This window comes from Halorussus rarus, assembly GCF_003369835.1.
Classification (GTDB): domain Archaea; phylum Halobacteriota; class Halobacteria; order Halobacteriales; family Haladaptataceae; genus Halorussus; species Halorussus rarus.
Genome location: NZ_QPMJ01000003.1, coordinates 20,833 through 37,661, shown reverse-complemented (window position 1 = coordinate 37,661; position 16,829 = coordinate 20,833). Strand labels below are relative to the sequence as shown.

Genomic DNA, 16,829 nt, shown 5'->3' with positions numbered 1-16,829 from the left:
GCGCCAGCGGCGCGGACGGGAGAAACGCGCTCGATGGATCAAGTCCGACGGTAAGCGACGAGCGAACGCGGTGAAAAAGCGAGAGCCGGACCGTTACTTGTTCGGCAGGAAGGCGAATCCGAACAGCAGCGCGACCGTGAGCCCGCTCAGGATGGCCACGCCCCACAGGCCCGCGATGCGCTCGTTGAAGTGGTCCCGGGCATCGACCTGCTCCTGGTACTCGTCGACGTCCGGCGATAGCTGGACGAGCGTCGTCTGCTCGCCGTCGACCGTCCCGTTCACGAAGTGACCGACGAACGTCCGGTTGTCGTTCTCCGGCCCAAGGTCGACCTGCGCGCCCTCGGCCACCGACGTCTCCTCCGTTCGCGGTGCGGTCCAGGCCAGGGTCGCGGCGTCGGCGGTGATGTTCGTCACGGTCGTCTGGTTCCCCTCGAGCTGGAAGGTCTGGCCCTCCGAGTACTGGCGGGTGTCGGGCTGGCCGAACTGCTGGCGTTTGTACTCGTCGACCGGGACGAGCGACCGGTTGTCGCCGGTCCCGTTCACGACGACGTACTCCGTGTCGGCCTGCGTGACCGTGGTGACGTTGTCGCTCAGGTTGAACTGCTGGCGGACGGTGAGCTGCCCCGGGTCGGAGGTGTTGGGGATGAGGACCCGGTACGTGGAGTTGTCGAGCTGGACGGTCGAGTTGTTCGCCCACTCCGCGGTGTAGCGCGCCGACTCGTTGACCCGTGCCAGCGTCGCCTCGCCGTCGCCGACCGAGGAGACCGTGTACTCGTACCCGTTGACGGCGACCGTGTCGTTCTGGGCGTACGTCTCCCCTTCGAGGTCGACCCCCGGCTCCTGGGCCACGCCGATGAGCGTGTAGGACCCCACGGCGATCACGAGGAAGAGGACGGCGTACGCCGTCGCGGCTCGTCGTTGCATGTTCGAAGCGTTTCGACGCGGGCCGTTTAATGATTACTTTTCGGCGACGAGACCGGGGCCGCGTCGCCGGCGAGGGGATTCGCGGGCGGCGAGTGCGAATCGTCGCGGAACGGGTCGCCGAGCGCGTGATTTTTCCGCCGGGCGCGCGACGTGTCGGACATGAACTTCGGCGTCATCAGCACCGCGAACATCGGCCGCGCGGCGGTCGTGCCGGCGATTCAGGACACCGACCACGTGGTCCTGGCGGTCGCCTCGCGCGACGCCGACGCGGCCGCGGCCTTCGCCGACGACCTCGGGATTCCGCGGGCTTACGGCTCTTACGACGAACTGCTGGCCGAGAGTGCGAAGCGGGGCGAACCGGTGTCTGTGGAGGGCGGTGCGACGGAGGGCGGTGACGTGTGAGTACGAGCAAGCAGGACCTCCGCGAGCGCATCTGGGACCACCTCGAAGCCGAGGGCATCGCCCGGTTCCCGTTCCCGCCCCACGACCGCATCCCGAACGTCGCCGGCGCCGAGGACGCCGCCGACCGACTGGCCGAGACCGACGAATGGCAGGCGGCGGACGCGATCAAAGCGAACCCCGACGCGCCACAACTGCCGGTCCGGCGGCGCGCGCTCCGCGAGGGCAAGACCGTCTACATGGCGGTGCCCAGGCTCCGCGACGAGGAGCCGTTCTACGAGCTCGACCCCGGCGCGATTCCGGCCGAGGAGTACGACAGCGCGCCGACCGTCTCGCACGTCGAGTCGTACGCCAGGCAGGTCGCACCGGAGGAGGTGGCGCCCGTCGACCTCGTGGTGTCGGGCAGCGTCGCGGTCACGGACGACGGCGCGCGCGTCGGCAAGGGCGAGGGGTACAGCGACCTCGAGTACGCGGTCCTCCGGGAACTGGAGCTCGTGGACGCCGAGACGCCGGTCGCGACCACGGTCCACGACGCGCAGGTGGTCGACGAGGCGGTGGCGGTCGAGGCCCACGACGTGCCGATGGACCTCGTGGTCACGCCCACGCGGACGATCCGGACCGAGACGGGCCACGAGAAGCCGTCGGGCGTGCTCTGGGACGACCTCCCCGAGGAGCGCGTCGCGGAGATTCCGGTGCTCGACGGGCGGCGGCCGTAGTTTCGAGTTCGGAACCGGGCGGAGAGGAGGGGTTGTGGTTCGGTCGGGACGTCGCCGTCGCTGTCTCGGGTGTTCCTTTTTTGTTCCACGCTTGCGTACCGTCGCCCTTATTAATTTATGTTTTAGATAAAGAAGTAACTCCTCGTTCTCTAATTAGGCGCGAACGACTTAAGCTTTATCCCCTAATGACAGGTGCAGCAGAATAGAAAGTGTACGCCCCGAGCCGATGCAGCGGGTAGAGCTATTCGTCGGTGATACCACGCACCTGTTCTATTATGCGCAACACCTTCGCAACGCCTGGGAATGACATACCAGGAATTAAAGGTCGTAATATTTCTTCAGATTCACATGATGCCGCCGTGTATAACAAAACTAATGCTGTTATTCTTACCGGCATGCGTCGACGTGGACCCTGATCGGGCGGGAAAACAAGTCCATTTCAGGCGACAGAGCCGGTGAACGATCGCAGAATGAGCAGCCGGGTACGTTCGCGAGATTCCACTCGATTCTCTATTACAGAACGCGGATCTCTCTCACCCGTAGTCCGTGGTTGGGATTCGCTCACGAGAGCAGACAGTTCGACCCGCTAAACGACCGTTCACCTGCGGCACTCGTCTCGTTCGTGACGGAAGTGGAGTCGAAACCCGTTCTGAAATAGAGAACCCCCGTGTCAAGCCGACACGTGACGCGACGGACCGGGCGACGCGGTACCACGTCCGAACCAATTAAGAGACGCGATTACGAGAACACACGTGATGCAAACGCAACCAGAGGACGGAGTCCATCGACCCTCCGTCGACCGGCGCGTCGACGAACTCCTCGAGGAGATGACCGTCGCGGAGAAGGCGGCCCAGCTCGGCTCGGTGAACGCCGAGAAGCTGCTCGACGACGACGGGAGCCTCGACCGGGCGGCGGTCGAGGAGCACCTCGCGGACGGCATCGGCCACCTGACCCGCATCGGAGGCGAGGGGAGTCTCCCCCCGCGGGAGGCCGCCGCGCGGACCAACGAGCTCCAGGAGTTTCTGCAGGAGGAGACGCGGCCCGGCATCCCGGCGATTCCCCACGAGGAGTGCTTGAGCGGCTACATGGGACCGCAGGGGACCACGTTCCCCCAGACGATGGGGCTGGCGAGCTCCTGGTCGCCCGACCTGGTCGAGGAGGTCACCGCGACCATCCGCGAGCAGCTCGAGGCCATCGGCACGGCCCACGCGCTCTCGCCGGTGCTCGACGTGGCCCGGGACCTCCGGTGGGGCCGGGTCGAGGAGACGTTCGGCGAGGACCCGTACCTGGTCGCGGCGATGGCGTGCAGCTACGTCGACGGGCTCCAGGGCGACGGCGACGGCATCGCGGCGACGCTCAAGCACTTCGCCGGCCACGGCGCGGGCGAGGGCGGCAAGAACCGGAGCTCGGTCGACGTCGGCCGGCGCGAGCTCCGCGAGACCCACCTGTTCCCGTTCGAGGCCGCGGTCCGGACCGCCGACGCCGAGGCGGTCATGAACGCCTACCACGACATCGACGGAATCCCGTGCGCCAGCGACGAGTGGCTGCTGACCGACGTGCTCCGCGGGGAGTGGGGCTTCGACGGCACGGTGGTCTCGGACTACTACAGCGTCGAGTTCCTCCGGAGCGAGCACGGCGTCGCGGCCTCCGAGCGCGAGGCCGGCGTCGCGGCCGTCGAGGCCGGCATCGACGTCGAGCTCCCGTACACCGACTGCTACGGCGAGCACCTCGTCGAGGCCATAGAGAACGGCGAGCTCGCCGAGGCGACGCTCGACGCCGCTGTCCGCCGGGTGCTCCGCGCGAAGCTCCGGAAGGGACTGCTCGACGACCCGTACGTCGACGCCGACGCCGCCGCCGAGCCGTTCGGCACCGACGCGGCCGAGGAGCTGACCACCCGCGCCGCCGAGGAGTCGATGACCCTCCTGAAGAACGAGGGCGACCTCCTGCCGCTGACCGGCGACGACCTCGACTCCGTGGCGGTCGTCGGACCCAAGGCCGACGACGCCCAGGAGATGCTGGGCGACTACGCCTACGCCGCCCACTACCCCGAGGAGGAGGTCGAACTCGACGCGACGACGCCCCTCGACGCGGTCGCCGCCCGCGGCGAGGCGGCCGGTTTCGAGGTGAGCTACGAGCGGGGCTGTACGACGACCGGCCCCTCGACCGACGAGTTCGACGCGGCTGCCGACGCCGCAGCCGACGCCGACGTCGCGGTCGCGTTCGTCGGCGCGCGCTCGGCGGTCGACTTCTCGGACTTCGACGAGGCCCAGGTCGACAACCCGAGCGTCGCGACCAGCGGCGAGGGCTGCGACGTGGTCGACCTCGATTTGCCGGGCGTCCAGCGGGAGCTCGTCGAGACCGTCCACGAGACCGGGACGCCGCTGGTCGTCGTCGTGGTCAGCGGCAAACCCCACTCCATCGAGTGGATCGCCGAGAACGTTCCCGCGGTCGTGCAGGCGTGGCTGCCCGGCGAGCGCGGCGGCGAGGGCGTCGCGAGCGTGCTGTTCGGCGAGCACAACCCCGGCGGTCACCTCGCGGTCTCGGTCCCGCGGTCGGTCGGCCAGCTCCCGGTCCACTACAGCCGCAAACCCAACACCGCCAACGAGGAGTACGTCTACTCCGACAGCGCGCCGCTGTACCCGTTCGGCCACGGGCTGAGCTACACCGAGTTCGAGTACCGCGACCTCTCGCTGTCGACCGACGAGCTCGAACCCGCCGGGAGCATCGCGGCGACGGTGACGGTCCGGAACGCCGGCGACCGCGCGGGCCACGACGTGGTCCAGCTCTACGCCAGCGCCGAGAACCCGAGCCAGGCCCGACCGGTCCAGGAGCTCGTCGGATTCGAGCGCGTCCGCCTGGACGCGGGCGAGGAAAAGCGCGTCCGCTTCGAGGTCGACGCCTCCCAGCTCGCGTTCCACGACCGCGACATGGATCTGGCCGTCGAGGCGGGCCCCTACGAGTTCCGCGTCGGCCACTCGGCGAGCGACGTCGCGGACACGGCACCGTTCGAGGTGACCGCGACCAAGGAGGTCCCGGCGAACGGCCGGACCTACTTCACAGAGACCAGCGTCGAGGACGCCGAGTAGGCCGGCGAGACGTAATTCGTTCCTTTCCGATTTCTCGTCCCGGCAGTCGCGTCGCCGCGTCGTTCGGGGGTCGAAGTCGGAGTTTCGCGTCCGGTACTCGGAGTCAGATTTCGCGTGGGAAGTCGGCGTCCCCGGCGCGTTCGAACGCCGCGGGACGCCGCCCCGTGACAGGACAGATGCGTTGGTGCTCTGGTGCGATACGTCGACGCTCTCGTGGCGCGAGTCTGGGCTCGGTCGACGACCGCGTCGGGCGGACTCAGACGGTGACCGTACCGTTCACGAGTCGTCCGATGCGGTCGATGTCGATGGTGACGTCATCGCCCTCGACGAGGGTGAACGTCTCCGGGGGCACGAGCGCGGTCCCGGTGAGCAGGACCAGCGTCTCGGGCAGGCTGTTGTGCTTCCGGAGGTACGACACCAGCTTCTCGCAGCTGGTCGCCATCTCGCCGGTCGAGGTCGAGTCCTCGAACATCGTCTCGCCGTCGCGCTCGATGGTCAGCGACATCGTGAGGTCGTGGGGGTCGCCGACGGTCTCGGCCGAGGCGACGCACGGGCCCAGCGAGCAGCACCGGTCGTACACCTTCGCCTGCGGGAGGTACAGCGGGTTCTCGCCCTCGATGTCCCGGCTGGAGACGTCGTTGCCGATGGTGTAGCCGACGATCTCGCCGCGGTGGAGCACGACGCCGAGTTCGGGCTCGGGCACGTTCCAGTTCGAGTCGCCCCGGACGCCGACCGCCTCCTGGGGGCCGACCGTGCGCGAGGGCGTCGCCTTCAGGAACAGCTCCGGGCGCTCGCTGTCGTAGACGTCGATGTAGACCTCCGGCTTGCCGCTCTCGGACTTGCGGGCCTCCTCGCTGATGCGGTAGGTGACGCCCGCGGCCCACACCTCCTCGGCGACGACCGGCTGGAGCGCGTCGGCCCCCGGGTTCGCGACGTCGAGCTCCTCGGCGTCCGGAATGCGGTTGCGCGCGACCTCGTCGATCGACGCGCCGTTGGCGTTCGCCGCGCGGCAGAGCTCGGTGAACGAACCGAGGTCCGCCGAGGCGGTCGTCAGGTCGTACGCGGAGCCTTCGTCGTCGACTGCAACGAGAGCCGCAGCGTCAGAACTGCACTCTCTGCCCGGGAGTCGGTAGTAGCGCATAGTTGCTCATGTGTGGATACCGTTAAAAGAGTATCGCCGGAGCGAGGGGACAGACGCGGCGACGGGGGTGCGGCGGCGCTCGGCCGACGGGCGCGAGCGACGATTCGGGTGGAAGTCGCGCCGAGCGCCGGGGTCCGACTACTCGCCGAAGCTACGCTTCATCGAACGCCGCGGAGCGAAGCTCCGCGAGCTCGACGTCGGCTACGCCTCGTCGAACAACTCCTCGCCCTCGACCATGTGCTCCTCGACCGCGTCGAAGTCGAGCGTCAGGCCGAGGCCGGGCTCCTCGGGGATCTCCATGCGCCCCTCGCGGATGAGGTCGTCCTCCTCGACGAGGTCCTCCCACCAGCCCAGCTGGTAGCTGTGGTACTCGACCGCCAGCGAGTTGGGGATGGCCGAAGCGACCTGCGCGGAGGCCATCGTGCCGACCGGCGAGGAGACGTTGTGCATCGCCACCGGGATGTAGTACATCTCCGCGAGGTCGGCGATCTTCCGGGTCTCGCGCATCCCGCCGACCCGGGGCAGGTCGGGCGCGATGATGTCGACCGCCTGGGGTTCGAGCAGCGTGCGCTGGCCGTGCTTGCGGTAGACGTTCTCGCCGACCGCGATGGGGGTCGTCGTCGACTGGGTGACGTTGGCCTGAACGTCGTGGTTCTCCGGCGGGACGGGGTCCTCGAGCCACCAGACGTCGTACTCCTCGAGGGCGCTCGCGAGGCGCTTGGCGCTCCCGGCGCTGAACGACCAGTGGCAGTCGAAGGCGACGTCGGCCCGGTCGCCGACGGCCTCGGTGACGGCCTCGACGATCTCGACCTTGTGGTCGATCTCGGGGTTGCGGAGGTGGCGGTTCGCGCGGTCCTTCTCGTGACCGGAGGGGACGTCGAGGTCGAACTTGATGGCGTCGTAGCCCAGCTCCTCGACCACGCGAACGCCCTCGTCGGCGCAGGCCTGGGGGTCGGCCTCGTCCTCGGTGTGGAGGTCGCAGTACACCCGGACCTCGTCGCGGTACTTCCCGCCGACGAGCTGGTAGGCGGGGACGTCGAGGAGTTTGCCGGCGACGTCGTGGAGCGCGATCTCGATGCCCGAGATGGCCGAGATGACCTTCCCGGAGATCGAGCCCTCGCCGGACATCTTCTGGATCATGTGCTCGTAGAGCCGGTCGATGTCCAGGGGGTTCTCGCCGACCACGAACGGCTTCATCCGCTCGATGATCTCGGCGTCGCCGCCGCCCCAGTAGGACTCGCCGATGCCGGTGACGCCGGCGTCGGTGTAGACCCGCACCAGAATCCAGGGGTAGTTGCCGTCGACCATCGTGGTCTGGACGTCGGTGATCTCGGCGTCGCGCACGCCGCCGCGCTCGGCGGTGAGACCCATCGTCTCGCCCGACAGGTCCCGCATCGTATACTCCGCGTTCGGGTCGCGGAGCTTCGCGTGGTCAACCATTGCGTGCGAGATATTCCCAGTATCGATAGTAAAGCTTGTGAATTGTGAGACGGTGGCGGGGCGGCCCTCGCGGAGTGTCCGGCGTCGAGCCGGGACTCCGCCCGGTTACTCGACCGCGACCGTCTCGCCGGTCTCGGCGGCCTCGTAGATGGCCCCGAGCGCCCGCATGTCGACCAGCGCGTGCTCGCCGTCGGGCGACGGCGGCACCTCCCGGAGGACGCGGTCGGCGAAGTAGTCGAACTCCTCGGTCATCTCGTCGCCCATCAGGTCCCGGCGGCCGTCGTCGATCTCGACCTCCCGGCCGTCGGGCTGGCGGAGCGTCAACGTCTGGGGCGTCTGGCCGAGGAACGACGGCTGCAGGACCAGTTCGCCGTCGGTGCCGACGACCCGGAAGTGGCCCGAGAGGTGGGCGTGCTGACTGGCGGTGCAGGCGGCGTAGGTCCCGTCGTCGAACTGGATGGTGAAGGTGGCGTGCTGGTCGGGCACCTTCCTGAACGCCTCGTCTTCGGAGTGCATCTGGGCGGTGACGCTCGTCGGGTCGGCGTCGAGCACGAACCGCGCGGTGTTGAGCGGGTAGATGCCCAGGTCCATCACGGTCGCGCCGTAGCCCGCGAGGTCGGGGTCGAGCCGCCACTGGTCGGGGTCGCCCGACACCACGTCGAGCATCTGCTGGCCCATGTGGCCGTGGACCGCGACCGGGTCGCCGACGGCGCCCTCCCGGATCAGCTCGCGCATCCGCCGGACTTGCGGGTCGGTCTGCATCCGGTAGGCGACCATCAGCGGGACGTCGGCGTCCTCGACGGCCGAGACCAGCTCCTCGGCCCGGTCGACCGTCGCCTCCACCGGCTTCTCGCAGAGGACCGCCTTGCCGTGGTCGGCGGCCGCCTCGACGTACGGGAGGTGGTAGGCGTTCGGGGTGCAGACGTACGCCGCGTCGTACGCGTCGGTCGCGGCGCCGTCGACGAACTCGTCGTAGGTGAGGGCCGTGTCGATGGTACCGGTCTCGGCCTCGTCGGCGACCGACTCGGCCTTCTCAGTACTCGAGCTGACCGCGACGGTCGTCTCGCAGAACTTCGAATCGCGGACCGCGGGGATGGCCTGCTCGCGGGTCCACCAGCCGAGCCCGACCATCGCGATCCGCAGCGTGCCCTCCGCCAGTTCCTCCCAGTCGCGCCGCCGGACGCCGCGCAGGTAGTCGTCGACTGCCATACTCGCGTGGTCCGGGCCGACCGGCAAAAGTGTAGTGGACCGGACCGGGAACTGCGGTGGACCGGTGCGGGAACTGCGGTGGACCGCGCCGGCCCGGGCAAACTTCGCGAGACCGTAACAGTGGTATGTGCGGCTCGAGTAACGGGAGACGATGCCGGAGAAGAACTACGTCAACGGAGAGTGGGTCGAGTCCGAGACCGGCGATACCGTCGAGGTCGAGAACCCCGCCGACCCGAGCGAGGTCGTCGCGAGCTACCAGCAGTCCGGCGAGGCCGACGCGACCGAGGCCGTCGAGGCCGCGGCCGCCGCACGGGACGAGTGGGCCGCCACGCCCGGGCCCGAGCGGGGCCGCATCCTGCGGCGGGCCGGCAACCGGCTGGCCGACCGCAAGGAGGAGCTGACCGAGCAGCTCGTCGCCGAGGAGGGGAAGGCCTACGCCGAGGCGAGCGGCGAGGTCCAGCGCGCAATCGACATCTTCCACTACTTCGCGGGGAAGGCCGCCGACCTGGGCGGCACGGTGAAGGGACCGAGCACACGGGATCAGAACCTCTACACGGTGAAGGAGCCGGTAGGGGTCGCGGCGCTCATCACGCCGTGGAACTACCCCATCGCCATCCCGGCCTGGAAGCTCGCGCCCGCCCTCGCCGCCGGCAACACCGTCGTCCTCAAGCCGGCGTCGGCCGCGCCCGGCCCCGCGGTCGAACTCGCGAAGGCGCTCGACGAGGCGGGGCTCCCCGACGGCGCGCTCAACGTCGTCACCGGGCCCGGCAGCACGGTCGGCACCGAGTTCATCGAGCACGACGCGGTCGACGCGGTGTCGTTCACCGGCTCCAGCGAGGTCGGCCAGATGGTGTACGACCAGGCGACCGACGCGGGCAAGCGCGTCCAGACCGAGCTCGGCGGCAAGAACCCGACCGTCGTCAGCGCCTCGGCCGACCCCGCGGAGGCGGCCGACATCGTCGCCAGCGGCGGGTTCGGCACCACCGGCCAGTCGTGCACCGCGTGCTCGCGCGCCGTGGTCCACGAGGACGTCTACGACGAGTTCGTCGACGAACTGGTCGACCGCGCCGAGTCCGTCGACATCGGCCCCGGCCTCGACCACGAGATGGGGCCGCAGGTCAGCGCCGACGAGCTCGAGTCCACGCTCGACTACATCGAGATCGCGCAGGACGAGGGCGCGACCCTCGCGGCCGGCGGGGGTACCCCCGAGTCGGCCGAGACCGAGCAGGGCTACTTCGTCGAGCCGACCGTCTTCACCGACGTCGACAACGACATGCGGATCGCCCAGGAGGAGGTCTTCGGACCGGTCGTGGCGGTCATCGAGGTGAGCGACTTCGACGAAGGGCTCGACGTCGCCAACGACGTCGACTACGGGCTCTCGGCCAGCGTCGTCACCGACGACCACACCGAGGCCAACCGGTTCGTCGACGAGATCGAGGCGGGCGTCGCCAAGGTCAACGCGAAGACCACCGGCCTCGAACTCCACGTCCCGTTCGGCGGGTTCAAGCAGTCGTCGAGCGAGACGTGGCGCGAGCAGGGCGACGAGGGGCTGGAGTTCTACACCATCGAGAAGACGGTGTACGACAGCTACTGAGGTCCGGTCGACGGTTACGGAGTTCCCGGTCGGGCGCCGGACGCGGTGAACCCGGTGCGAGTCCGGTTCGGTGACCCGACCACGTCTGTCTCACTCTCGGCGGTCGAGGTTCCCGGAAAGCGGCGTTCCGGTCGAGGCTGACTACGCGAGGTCGGCGATGCCGGCGCAGACGAACTCGAAGCGCGCGCCGCCCGCGTCGTCCTCGTCGACCGAGACCCCCCAGTCGTGCGCCGCGGCGATCTGGCGGACGATCGTGAGACCGAACCCGCGACCGCCGTCGCCGGTCGAGAACCCCCGGTCGAACACCCGGTCGCGGCGGTCCGGCGGGATGCCGGGCCCGTCGTCGGCGACGTAGAACCCCGTCGGCGTCGCGCCGACCGAGACGGTGGCGTCGGGGCCGGCGTGGTCCCGGGCGTTCCGGAACAGGTCCTCGAGGAGGCGCCGCAGGCGGGGTCTGTCGGCGGATATCGGCGCGGTCGAGTCCACGTCCAGCGCCATCGCGTCGGCGGCGTCGACCGCCTCCCACGCGGCGGTCGCGACCGTCTCGAGGTCGACGTCCGCGACGTCGTCGACGGTCGAGCCGTACCGGACGAGGTCGAGGATGTCCTCGACCAGCTTCTCGATCCTGTCCAGGCTCCCGTCGACGGCGTCGAGTCGCTCCCGGTCGGCGTCGCCGGCGACGAGGTCGAGGTTGCCCCGCGCGACGGTGAGCGGGTAGCGCAGGCCGTGCGAGAGGAGGCTCGCGAACTGCTCGAGCCGCTCGTTCTGGCGCTCGAGGCGCTGCTCGTACTTCTTGCGCTCGGTGATGTCGAGCGTGATGCCGACGGTGCCCGCCAGCTCCCCGTCGGCGTCGTACCACGGCGCCTTCGACGTCGAGGAGTAGCCGTGCCACCCGTGCTCGGCGGCGGTGTCGAGCCCCGCGACCGCGTAGCTCTCGATCTTGTCGAGGATGGGCGACTCGGTCTCCATCACGTGGCGCTCGTCGGCGGTCGCCTCGACCGCGGACCCGGTGCGGTAGAGGTCGAAGTCGGTCTTGCCGAGGACGTCCTCGGCCGACCGGTGGACCTTCCCCTCCTCGTTGGTGATGGGCCGGTCGACGTCGCTCCCGGTGATGCTGTCGCTGACCCGGACGTGGCGCCCGCGCTCGTCCTTGAAGTAGACCGAGATGGGGATGGACGCCAGGAACGAGTTGAGCATGCTGCTGTCGCGTTCGAGTTCCCGCCGCGACCGCCGGTCGTCGACGACGCGGCAGACCCGCGCGACCAGGTCGGCCGTCTCCGACGTCCCGACGCGGTCCGCCGCGCCCGCGTCGAGCGCCTCGGCGGCGCCCACCCCGTCGGAGCGAACGACCACCGGAACCGACGGGTCGGCCGCCTCGGCCGCCGCGAGTACGTCCCGGTAGTCGCCGTCCGCCAGTTCCGCGCAGGTGACGACGCAGTCGTAACGGCGGTCGGCGAGCGCCGAGCGCGCCGCCTCGCAGGTCTCGGCCGACCGAGCGCGAAAGCCGGCGTCGTCGAGCGCGTCGACCGCCGCGTCACGCCGACCGCGGTCTCCGTCGACCGCGAGCACCGCGTCCGGGCCGTCGTCCTGGTGTATCATGCCTGTAACGGAGACCGCGATTCAAAAAATCCTTGCCCCGCACGTCGAATCGCGTTGTTCGGCATCAGGAATCCTCGCGTCGATGGGGCGCTATTCTGTCGACGTCACCGCGGGCGACGTGACCACCTCGAACGACGCCGTCTCGTCGCCGACCGCGACGCGGTACGTGCCGGACTCCACGACGTGGCCAGTTCGGGGCTTGTAGAAGCCGAGGTGCTCGACGGGAATCGTCAGCGAGACGGTCGCTGACTCGCCGGGCGCCAGGTCGACGCGGTCGAAGCCGACCAGCTTCCGGGTCGGCTGGACCCGCGAGCTCGTCTCCTGGCGGGCGTACGCCTGGACCGTCTCGGTGCCCGGGCGCTCGCCGGCGTTCGAGACCTCCACCGCGACCTCGACGTCGCCCTCGGGCGCGGCCTCGGGGGTCGTCACCCGGAGGTCGTCGTACGCGAACTCGGCGTAGCTCAGCCCGTGGCCGAACTCGTAGAGCGGGTCGTAGGAGTCGGGGTGCTCGTCCTCGCCGATGGGCGTCGGGTGCGCGAGGTGGTCGAAGTGCTGGGGGAGGTCGGCGACCGACCGCGGGACCGACACCGGGAGCCGGCCGCTCGGGTCGTTGTCGCCGAACAGCGTCTCGGCGACCGCGGTGCCGCCCTCGGTCCCGGGGTAGTAGGCCATGAGGATCGCCGGAACGTTCTCGTCCATCCAGTCGACCGCCAGCGGGCGGCCCGTGATCAGGACGCCGACCACGGGCGTCCCGGTCTCGTGGACCCGCCGGACGAGCTCCCGCTGGGCGTCCGAGAGCCCGAGCTCCGTCCGGGTCGGCCACGCGCCGGTCTCGATGCCCGCCTGGACCGACGGCCCGAACTCGTGGAGGTACCACCCCTCGCCGAGCGCGAGCACCGCGACGTCGGCCTCGCTGGCTTTCTCGACCGCGGCGTCGACGTCGAGTCCCTCGTTGAGCGTTGTCCCCCGCTCGTAGGTGACGGTCCCGCCGGCCCGACTCCGAATCGCTTCGAGCACCGTCTCGCCCGGAACGTCGGTCGGTTCGGTGACGCTCCAGCCGCCGAGCTGGTGGACCAAACTGTCGGCGTTCGGCCCGCCGACGAACACGTCCTCGTCGCCCGACAGCGGGAGGAGCCCGTCGTTCTTCAGCAGCGTCATGCTGTCGCGGGCGGCCGACAGGGCGGTCCGGCGGTGGTCGTCGCAGGCCAGCGTCTCGTGCGCCCGGTCCGCGTCGACGTACGGGTCCTCGAACAGGCCGAGTTCGAACTTGAGCCGGAGGACCCGTCGCACGGCCGCGTCGACCAGCTCCGAGTCGAGGTCGCCGGACTCGAGCAAGTCGGTCAGATGCGCGGCGTGCTCGACGTGGCCGACCGACTCGACGTCGAGGCCCGCCTCGCGGGACTGGCGGACGGCCTCGCGGGCGTCGGCGGCCGTCCCGTGGTCCTGGTCGAGGTGGCGGACGCCCGCCCAGTCCGAGACCACGTGGCCCTCGAAGCCCAGCTCCCCGCGGAGCAGGTCGGTCAGGAACGACGACGAGCCGTGCATCGGCTCGCCGTTGATCGAGTTGTACGAGGGCATCACCGACTCGACGCCCGCGTCGAGCGCGGCCTCGAACGGCGGCACGAACACGTTCCGGAGCTTGTATTCCGAGACGTCGACCGGGGAGGCGTCCTCGCCGCGCTCGGACTCGCCGTACGCCGGGAAGTGCTTCGCGGTGGCGACGACCGAGTCGGGGTCGGCGAGCCCGTCGCCCTGGTAGCCCCGGACCTTGGCCGCGGCCAGCTCGGCGCAGAGTTGGGGGCTCTCGCCGAACGTCTCGAAGATGCGGCCCCACCTGGGCTCGCGGCCGACGTCGCAGGTCGGCGAGTAGTTCTGGTGGGCGCCGGTCCGGCGCACCTCCGTGGCCGTGATACTCGCCGCCTCCTCGACGGCCTCGGGGTCCCAGGTCGCCGCGGCGCCGAGTCCGTTCGGGAACACGGTCGACCCGGCGACGTACGCGTGACCGTGGACCGCGTCGACGTTCAGCAGCAGCGGAATCCCCAGCCGGGTCTCCTCGGTCGCGACGCGCTGGAGACCGTTGGCGGCCTCGACCGCGTCACCGATTCGCTTGGCGGGCGAGCCGGCCCAGCCGAACGGCGCGGCGACCCCGAGGTGGTGGTCCCGGACCGCGTCGGCGACGTCCTCGAACTCGTTCGCGGCGAAGTCGAGGTTGCCGAGCCACGTGCCGACCAACTGGCCGGCCTTCTCGGCGTCGGTCATCCGACTCAACAGGTCGTCGACGCGCTCTCCGGTGGGTGCGTCCGCGCGCAGGTACGGCGGCTCGTCCTCGTGCATTGTTCACACAGGTTTACTCGGAGTGTGATAAATCCTTTGGACAGCCGAATCGCGATGCCAGCGGTGCTCTCGGACCGATATTCGCCGGCGAGGAACGAAGAACGAAGGGAGGAAACGATCGGGAGGCGGTAGGTCGGCCGTTACGGGCTCTCGAGCTCGGCCGGCGGGGTCGGGGCGAGCGCACCCGACTCCACCATCTCCTCGAGGGGATTCCCGTCGATCTCCAGCGGGAAGTCGACCCGGCCGCGCCGGCGGACCGACTCGTAGCCGCCGAACAGTATCTCGGCGGCGTTTAGCCCGACCCGGCCGGAGAGGACCGACTCCCGGCCGGTCTCCAGCGCGTCGACGACCTCCCCGACGGCCCGGTCGTGGAACCGCGAACCGAATCGACCGTCCTCGTCGGGCGTGTGGTGCATCGTCTCGCCGTCGACGTCCACGGCCCGGCGGGCGCCGTCCTGCTCGAGTTCGAGCATCGGCCCGTCGTCGGCGTCGATGCGGAGGGCGCCGTCGGTGCCCCGGAGCAGGAGCGCGGCCCCGACGAACGCCGACCCCTCGCCGGTCGAGACGCAGCCGTGGACGCCGTTCTCGTAGCGCCACTGGGCCCACATCTGGTTCTCCTGGTGGACGCCGAACCGGACGTCCTCCTCGCGGTAGTCGAGGCCGGCGAGCACCCACTCGGCCGGGCGGTCGCCGTTGAACATCCCCGCGAGGTCGACGGTGTGGGCGCCGGTGTCGTAGAAGTCGCCCCAGCCGATCTCGACCCGCCGGAGGTCGCCGATCTCCCCCTCGTCGAGCAGGCGCTCGGCCTCGGTGAACGGCCGGCCGAACCGGCGCTGGCGGTTGAACGTCAGCTGGACGTCGCGGTCCCGGCACGCCTCGACCATGCGCCGTGCGCCCGCCCACGTGAGGGCCATCGGCTTCTCGCAGTGGACGGCCGCGACGCCCTCGCTGCTCGCGCAGTCGACGACGACGTCCGGGTGGATGTCGGGCGGGACGGTCACGCTGACGACGTCGGGCGCGACCTCCCGGAGCATCTCGCGGTGGTCCTCGTAGACGTTCTCGGCCGGGAGGTCGAACGTCTCGGCGAACGCGGTCGCGTTCTCCGGGACGATGTCGGCGCAGGCGACCAGCCGGCACCGGTCGTGGTTCGCGTACGCCTCGGCGTGCCGGTACCCCATCGCGAAGCCGTCTACCGTCGGGTTCTCCGGGTCGGGTCCGGTTCCGATCACCGCAACAGTGTGCGTGTCCATCGGTGTGAGTCCCGGGTTTGCAGACCCGTGGCATAATCTTTCTGTTGCCCCGAACGTTCCGGCAACTGGAATTCCGTCGGATGGAACTGCCGCCGGAGGGAGTTTTTTAGCGCCGCGCTCCCTCGGTATCGGTATGCAACGACGAACACTCGGCAGCACGGGATTCGAGGTCACGGAGATCGGGCTCGGGACGTGGAACGTCGGCCCCGCGTGGGGCGAAGCGAGCGACGAGGACGCCCACGATTCGGTGCGGGCGGCGCTGGACGCCGGGGTCAACTTCCTCGACACCGCCGAGGTGTACGGCGACGGCCGGGCCGAGCGCGTCATCGGCGAGGTGCTGGCTGCCGACGACCCCGACGAGCGCGTCTACGTCGCGACCAAGGCCGCGCCCGACCCCGACGGCGGCCACTCCTACGAGGGGCTGGCCGAGTCGGTCGCGGGCTCGAAGGAGCGGCTCGGCGTCGACGCGCTCGACCTTGTCCAGCTCCACTGCCCCGACACCGAGGCGTTCTACGACCCCGAGGTCTTCGACGCGCTCGAACGACTGAAGGAGGAGGGCGAGATCCGCCACGCCGGAGTCAGCGTCGAGACGGTGGAGGAGGGGCTCAAGGCCATCGAGTACCCGGTGGTCGAGTCGGTCCAGTTCATCTTCAACCCGCTCCGCCAGCGCCCGAGCGAACTGTTCTTCGAGGAGGCCGCCCGCCGCGACGTCGGCCTCATCGTGCGCGTCCCGCTGGCCTCGGGGCTGCTCGCCGACGCGTTCGACGACGCCGCGGACTTCGGCCGGGACGACCACCGGCGCGCGGCCGCCGAGGAGGGCGTCGACGCCGGCGTCGGCACCAAGGGCGGCGAGACGTTCGCCGGCGTCCCGTTCGAGGCGGGGCTGGCGGCGGTCGACGACCTCCGGGAGTACGTGCCCGAGGACGCGACGATGGCGCAGTTCGCGCTCCGGTGGATTCTCGACCACGACGCGGTGACCACCGTGATTCCGGGGTCGACGACGCCCGACCACGTCCGGGAGAACGCCGCGGCCGCCGACCTCCCGCGGCTCTCCCACGAGACCCGTGGCGGCGTCCGGGACGTCTACGAGGAGCACGTCTACGAGCACGTCCACCACCGCTGGTGAGGGCCGACCGA

12 protein-coding genes are annotated in these 16,829 nt (G+C 70.0%); 5 read left to right on the top strand and 7 right to left on the bottom strand.

Annotated features, from left to right (window positions below):
• Positions 1–93: 93 nt before the first annotated feature.
• The gene (locus DVR07_RS16315; protein ID WP_115798385.1) at positions 94–924 is read right to left on the bottom strand and encodes a hypothetical protein; all 831 of its coding nucleotides are present in this window, start codon (positions 922–924) and stop codon (positions 94–96) included.
• A gap of 159 nt (positions 925–1,083) precedes the next feature.
• On the opposite strand from DVR07_RS16315, the gene DVR07_RS16310 reads away from it, so the two are divergent.
• From DVR07_RS16310 to DVR07_RS16300, 3 genes are all read left to right on the top strand, one after another.
• Positions 1,084–1,326, top strand: a complete 243-nt coding sequence (locus DVR07_RS16310) for a hypothetical protein (RefSeq protein WP_193570237.1) — start codon at positions 1,084–1,086, stop codon at positions 1,324–1,326.
• Complete coding sequence (locus tag DVR07_RS16305) at positions 1,323–2,039, top strand: 5-formyltetrahydrofolate cyclo-ligase (RefSeq protein ID WP_115798384.1); 717 nt, start codon at positions 1,323–1,325, stop codon at positions 2,037–2,039. The genes DVR07_RS16310 and DVR07_RS16305 overlap by 4 nt, the downstream gene beginning before the upstream one ends.
• 755 nt (positions 2,040–2,794) lie before the next feature.
• On the top strand, positions 2,795–5,125 hold the full coding sequence (locus DVR07_RS16300; protein WP_193570236.1) for a glycoside hydrolase family 3 N-terminal domain-containing protein: 2,331 nt from the start codon (positions 2,795–2,797) through the stop codon (positions 5,123–5,125).
• Positions 5,126–5,381: 256 nt separating this feature from the next.
• Here the strand turns inward: DVR07_RS16300 and DVR07_RS16295 are convergent, their stop codons facing one another.
• From DVR07_RS16295 to gfo6, 3 genes are all read right to left on the bottom strand, one after another.
• Positions 5,382–6,266, bottom strand: coding sequence for a fumarylacetoacetate hydrolase family protein (locus DVR07_RS16295; RefSeq protein ID WP_115798383.1), 885 nt, complete (start codon positions 6,264–6,266; stop codon positions 5,382–5,384).
• 201 nt (positions 6,267–6,467) lie between these two features.
• Positions 6,468–7,706 carry a mandelate racemase/muconate lactonizing enzyme family protein gene (locus DVR07_RS16290; RefSeq protein ID WP_115798382.1) on the bottom strand — a complete coding sequence of 413 codons (1,239 nt, stop codon included), beginning with the start codon at positions 7,704–7,706 and terminating at the stop codon, positions 6,468–6,470.
• A 105-nt stretch (positions 7,707–7,811) separates the two neighbouring features.
• Positions 7,812–8,915, bottom strand: a complete 1,104-nt coding sequence (gene gfo6 / locus DVR07_RS16285) for a D-xylose 1-dehydrogenase Gfo6 (RefSeq protein ID WP_115798381.1) — start codon at positions 8,913–8,915, stop codon at positions 7,812–7,814.
• A gap of 151 nt (positions 8,916–9,066) precedes the next feature.
• Between gfo6 and xacF the strand changes: the two genes are divergently transcribed.
• On the top strand, positions 9,067–10,509 hold the full coding sequence (gene xacF / locus DVR07_RS16280) for a 2,5-dioxovalerate dehydrogenase (protein WP_115798380.1): 1,443 nt from the start codon (positions 9,067–9,069) through the stop codon (positions 10,507–10,509).
• A gap of 141 nt (positions 10,510–10,650) precedes the next feature.
• Here xacF and DVR07_RS16275 read toward each other — a convergent pair whose 3' ends face one another.
• The 3 genes from DVR07_RS16275 to DVR07_RS16265 all read right to left on the bottom strand — a co-directional run bounded on the left by DVR07_RS16275 (position 10,651) and on the right by DVR07_RS16265 (position 15,692).
• Positions 10,651–12,108, bottom strand: a complete 1,458-nt coding sequence (locus DVR07_RS16275; protein WP_115798379.1) for a sensor histidine kinase — start codon at positions 12,106–12,108, stop codon at positions 10,651–10,653.
• A gap of 90 nt (positions 12,109–12,198) precedes the next feature.
• Entirely contained in the window at positions 12,199–14,442 is a 2,244-nt protein-coding gene (locus tag DVR07_RS16270; RefSeq protein WP_193570235.1) for a glycoside hydrolase family 3 N-terminal domain-containing protein, read from the bottom strand.
• A 140-nt stretch (positions 14,443–14,582) separates the two neighbouring features.
• Positions 14,583–15,692, bottom strand: coding sequence for a Gfo/Idh/MocA family protein (locus DVR07_RS16265; protein ID WP_193570234.1), 1,110 nt, complete (start codon positions 15,690–15,692; stop codon positions 14,583–14,585).
• Positions 15,693–15,825: 133 nt separating this feature from the next.
• Between DVR07_RS16265 and DVR07_RS16260 the strand changes: the two genes are divergently transcribed.
• Positions 15,826–16,818, top strand: coding sequence for an aldo/keto reductase (locus DVR07_RS16260; protein ID WP_115798378.1), 993 nt, complete (start codon positions 15,826–15,828; stop codon positions 16,816–16,818).
• The last annotated feature ends 11 nt before the right edge of the window (positions 16,819–16,829 follow it).

Excerpts from the sequence above, each read along its gene's own strand:
- DVR07_RS16315 (WP_115798385.1), bottom strand. The coding sequence starts at position 924 with ATGCAACGACGAGCCGCGACGGCGTACGCCGTCCTCTTCCTCGTGATC.
- DVR07_RS16310 (WP_193570237.1), top strand. The coding sequence starts at position 1,084 with ATGAACTTCGGCGTCATCAGCACCGCGAACATCGGCCGCGCGGCGGTC.
- DVR07_RS16300 (WP_193570236.1), top strand. The coding sequence starts at position 2,795 with ATGCAAACGCAACCAGAGGACGGAGTCCATCGACCCTCCGTCGACCGG.
- DVR07_RS16295 (WP_115798383.1), bottom strand. The coding sequence starts at position 6,266 with ATGCGCTACTACCGACTCCCGGGCAGAGAGTGCAGTTCTGACGCTGCG.
- DVR07_RS16290 (WP_115798382.1), bottom strand. The coding sequence starts at position 7,706 with ATGGTTGACCACGCGAAGCTCCGCGACCCGAACGCGGAGTATACGATG.
- gfo6 (WP_115798381.1), bottom strand. The coding sequence starts at position 8,915 with ATGGCAGTCGACGACTACCTGCGCGGCGTCCGGCGGCGCGACTGGGAG.
- xacF (WP_115798380.1), top strand. The coding sequence starts at position 9,067 with ATGCCGGAGAAGAACTACGTCAACGGAGAGTGGGTCGAGTCCGAGACC.
- DVR07_RS16275 (WP_115798379.1), bottom strand. The coding sequence starts at position 12,108 with ATGATACACCAGGACGACGGCCCGGACGCGGTGCTCGCGGTCGACGGA.
- DVR07_RS16270 (WP_193570235.1), bottom strand. The coding sequence starts at position 14,442 with ATGCACGAGGACGAGCCGCCGTACCTGCGCGCGGACGCACCCACCGGA.
- DVR07_RS16265 (WP_193570234.1), bottom strand. The coding sequence starts at position 15,692 with ATGGACACGCACACTGTTGCGGTGATCGGAACCGGACCCGACCCGGAG.
- DVR07_RS16260 (WP_115798378.1), top strand. The coding sequence starts at position 15,826 with ATGCAACGACGAACACTCGGCAGCACGGGATTCGAGGTCACGGAGATC.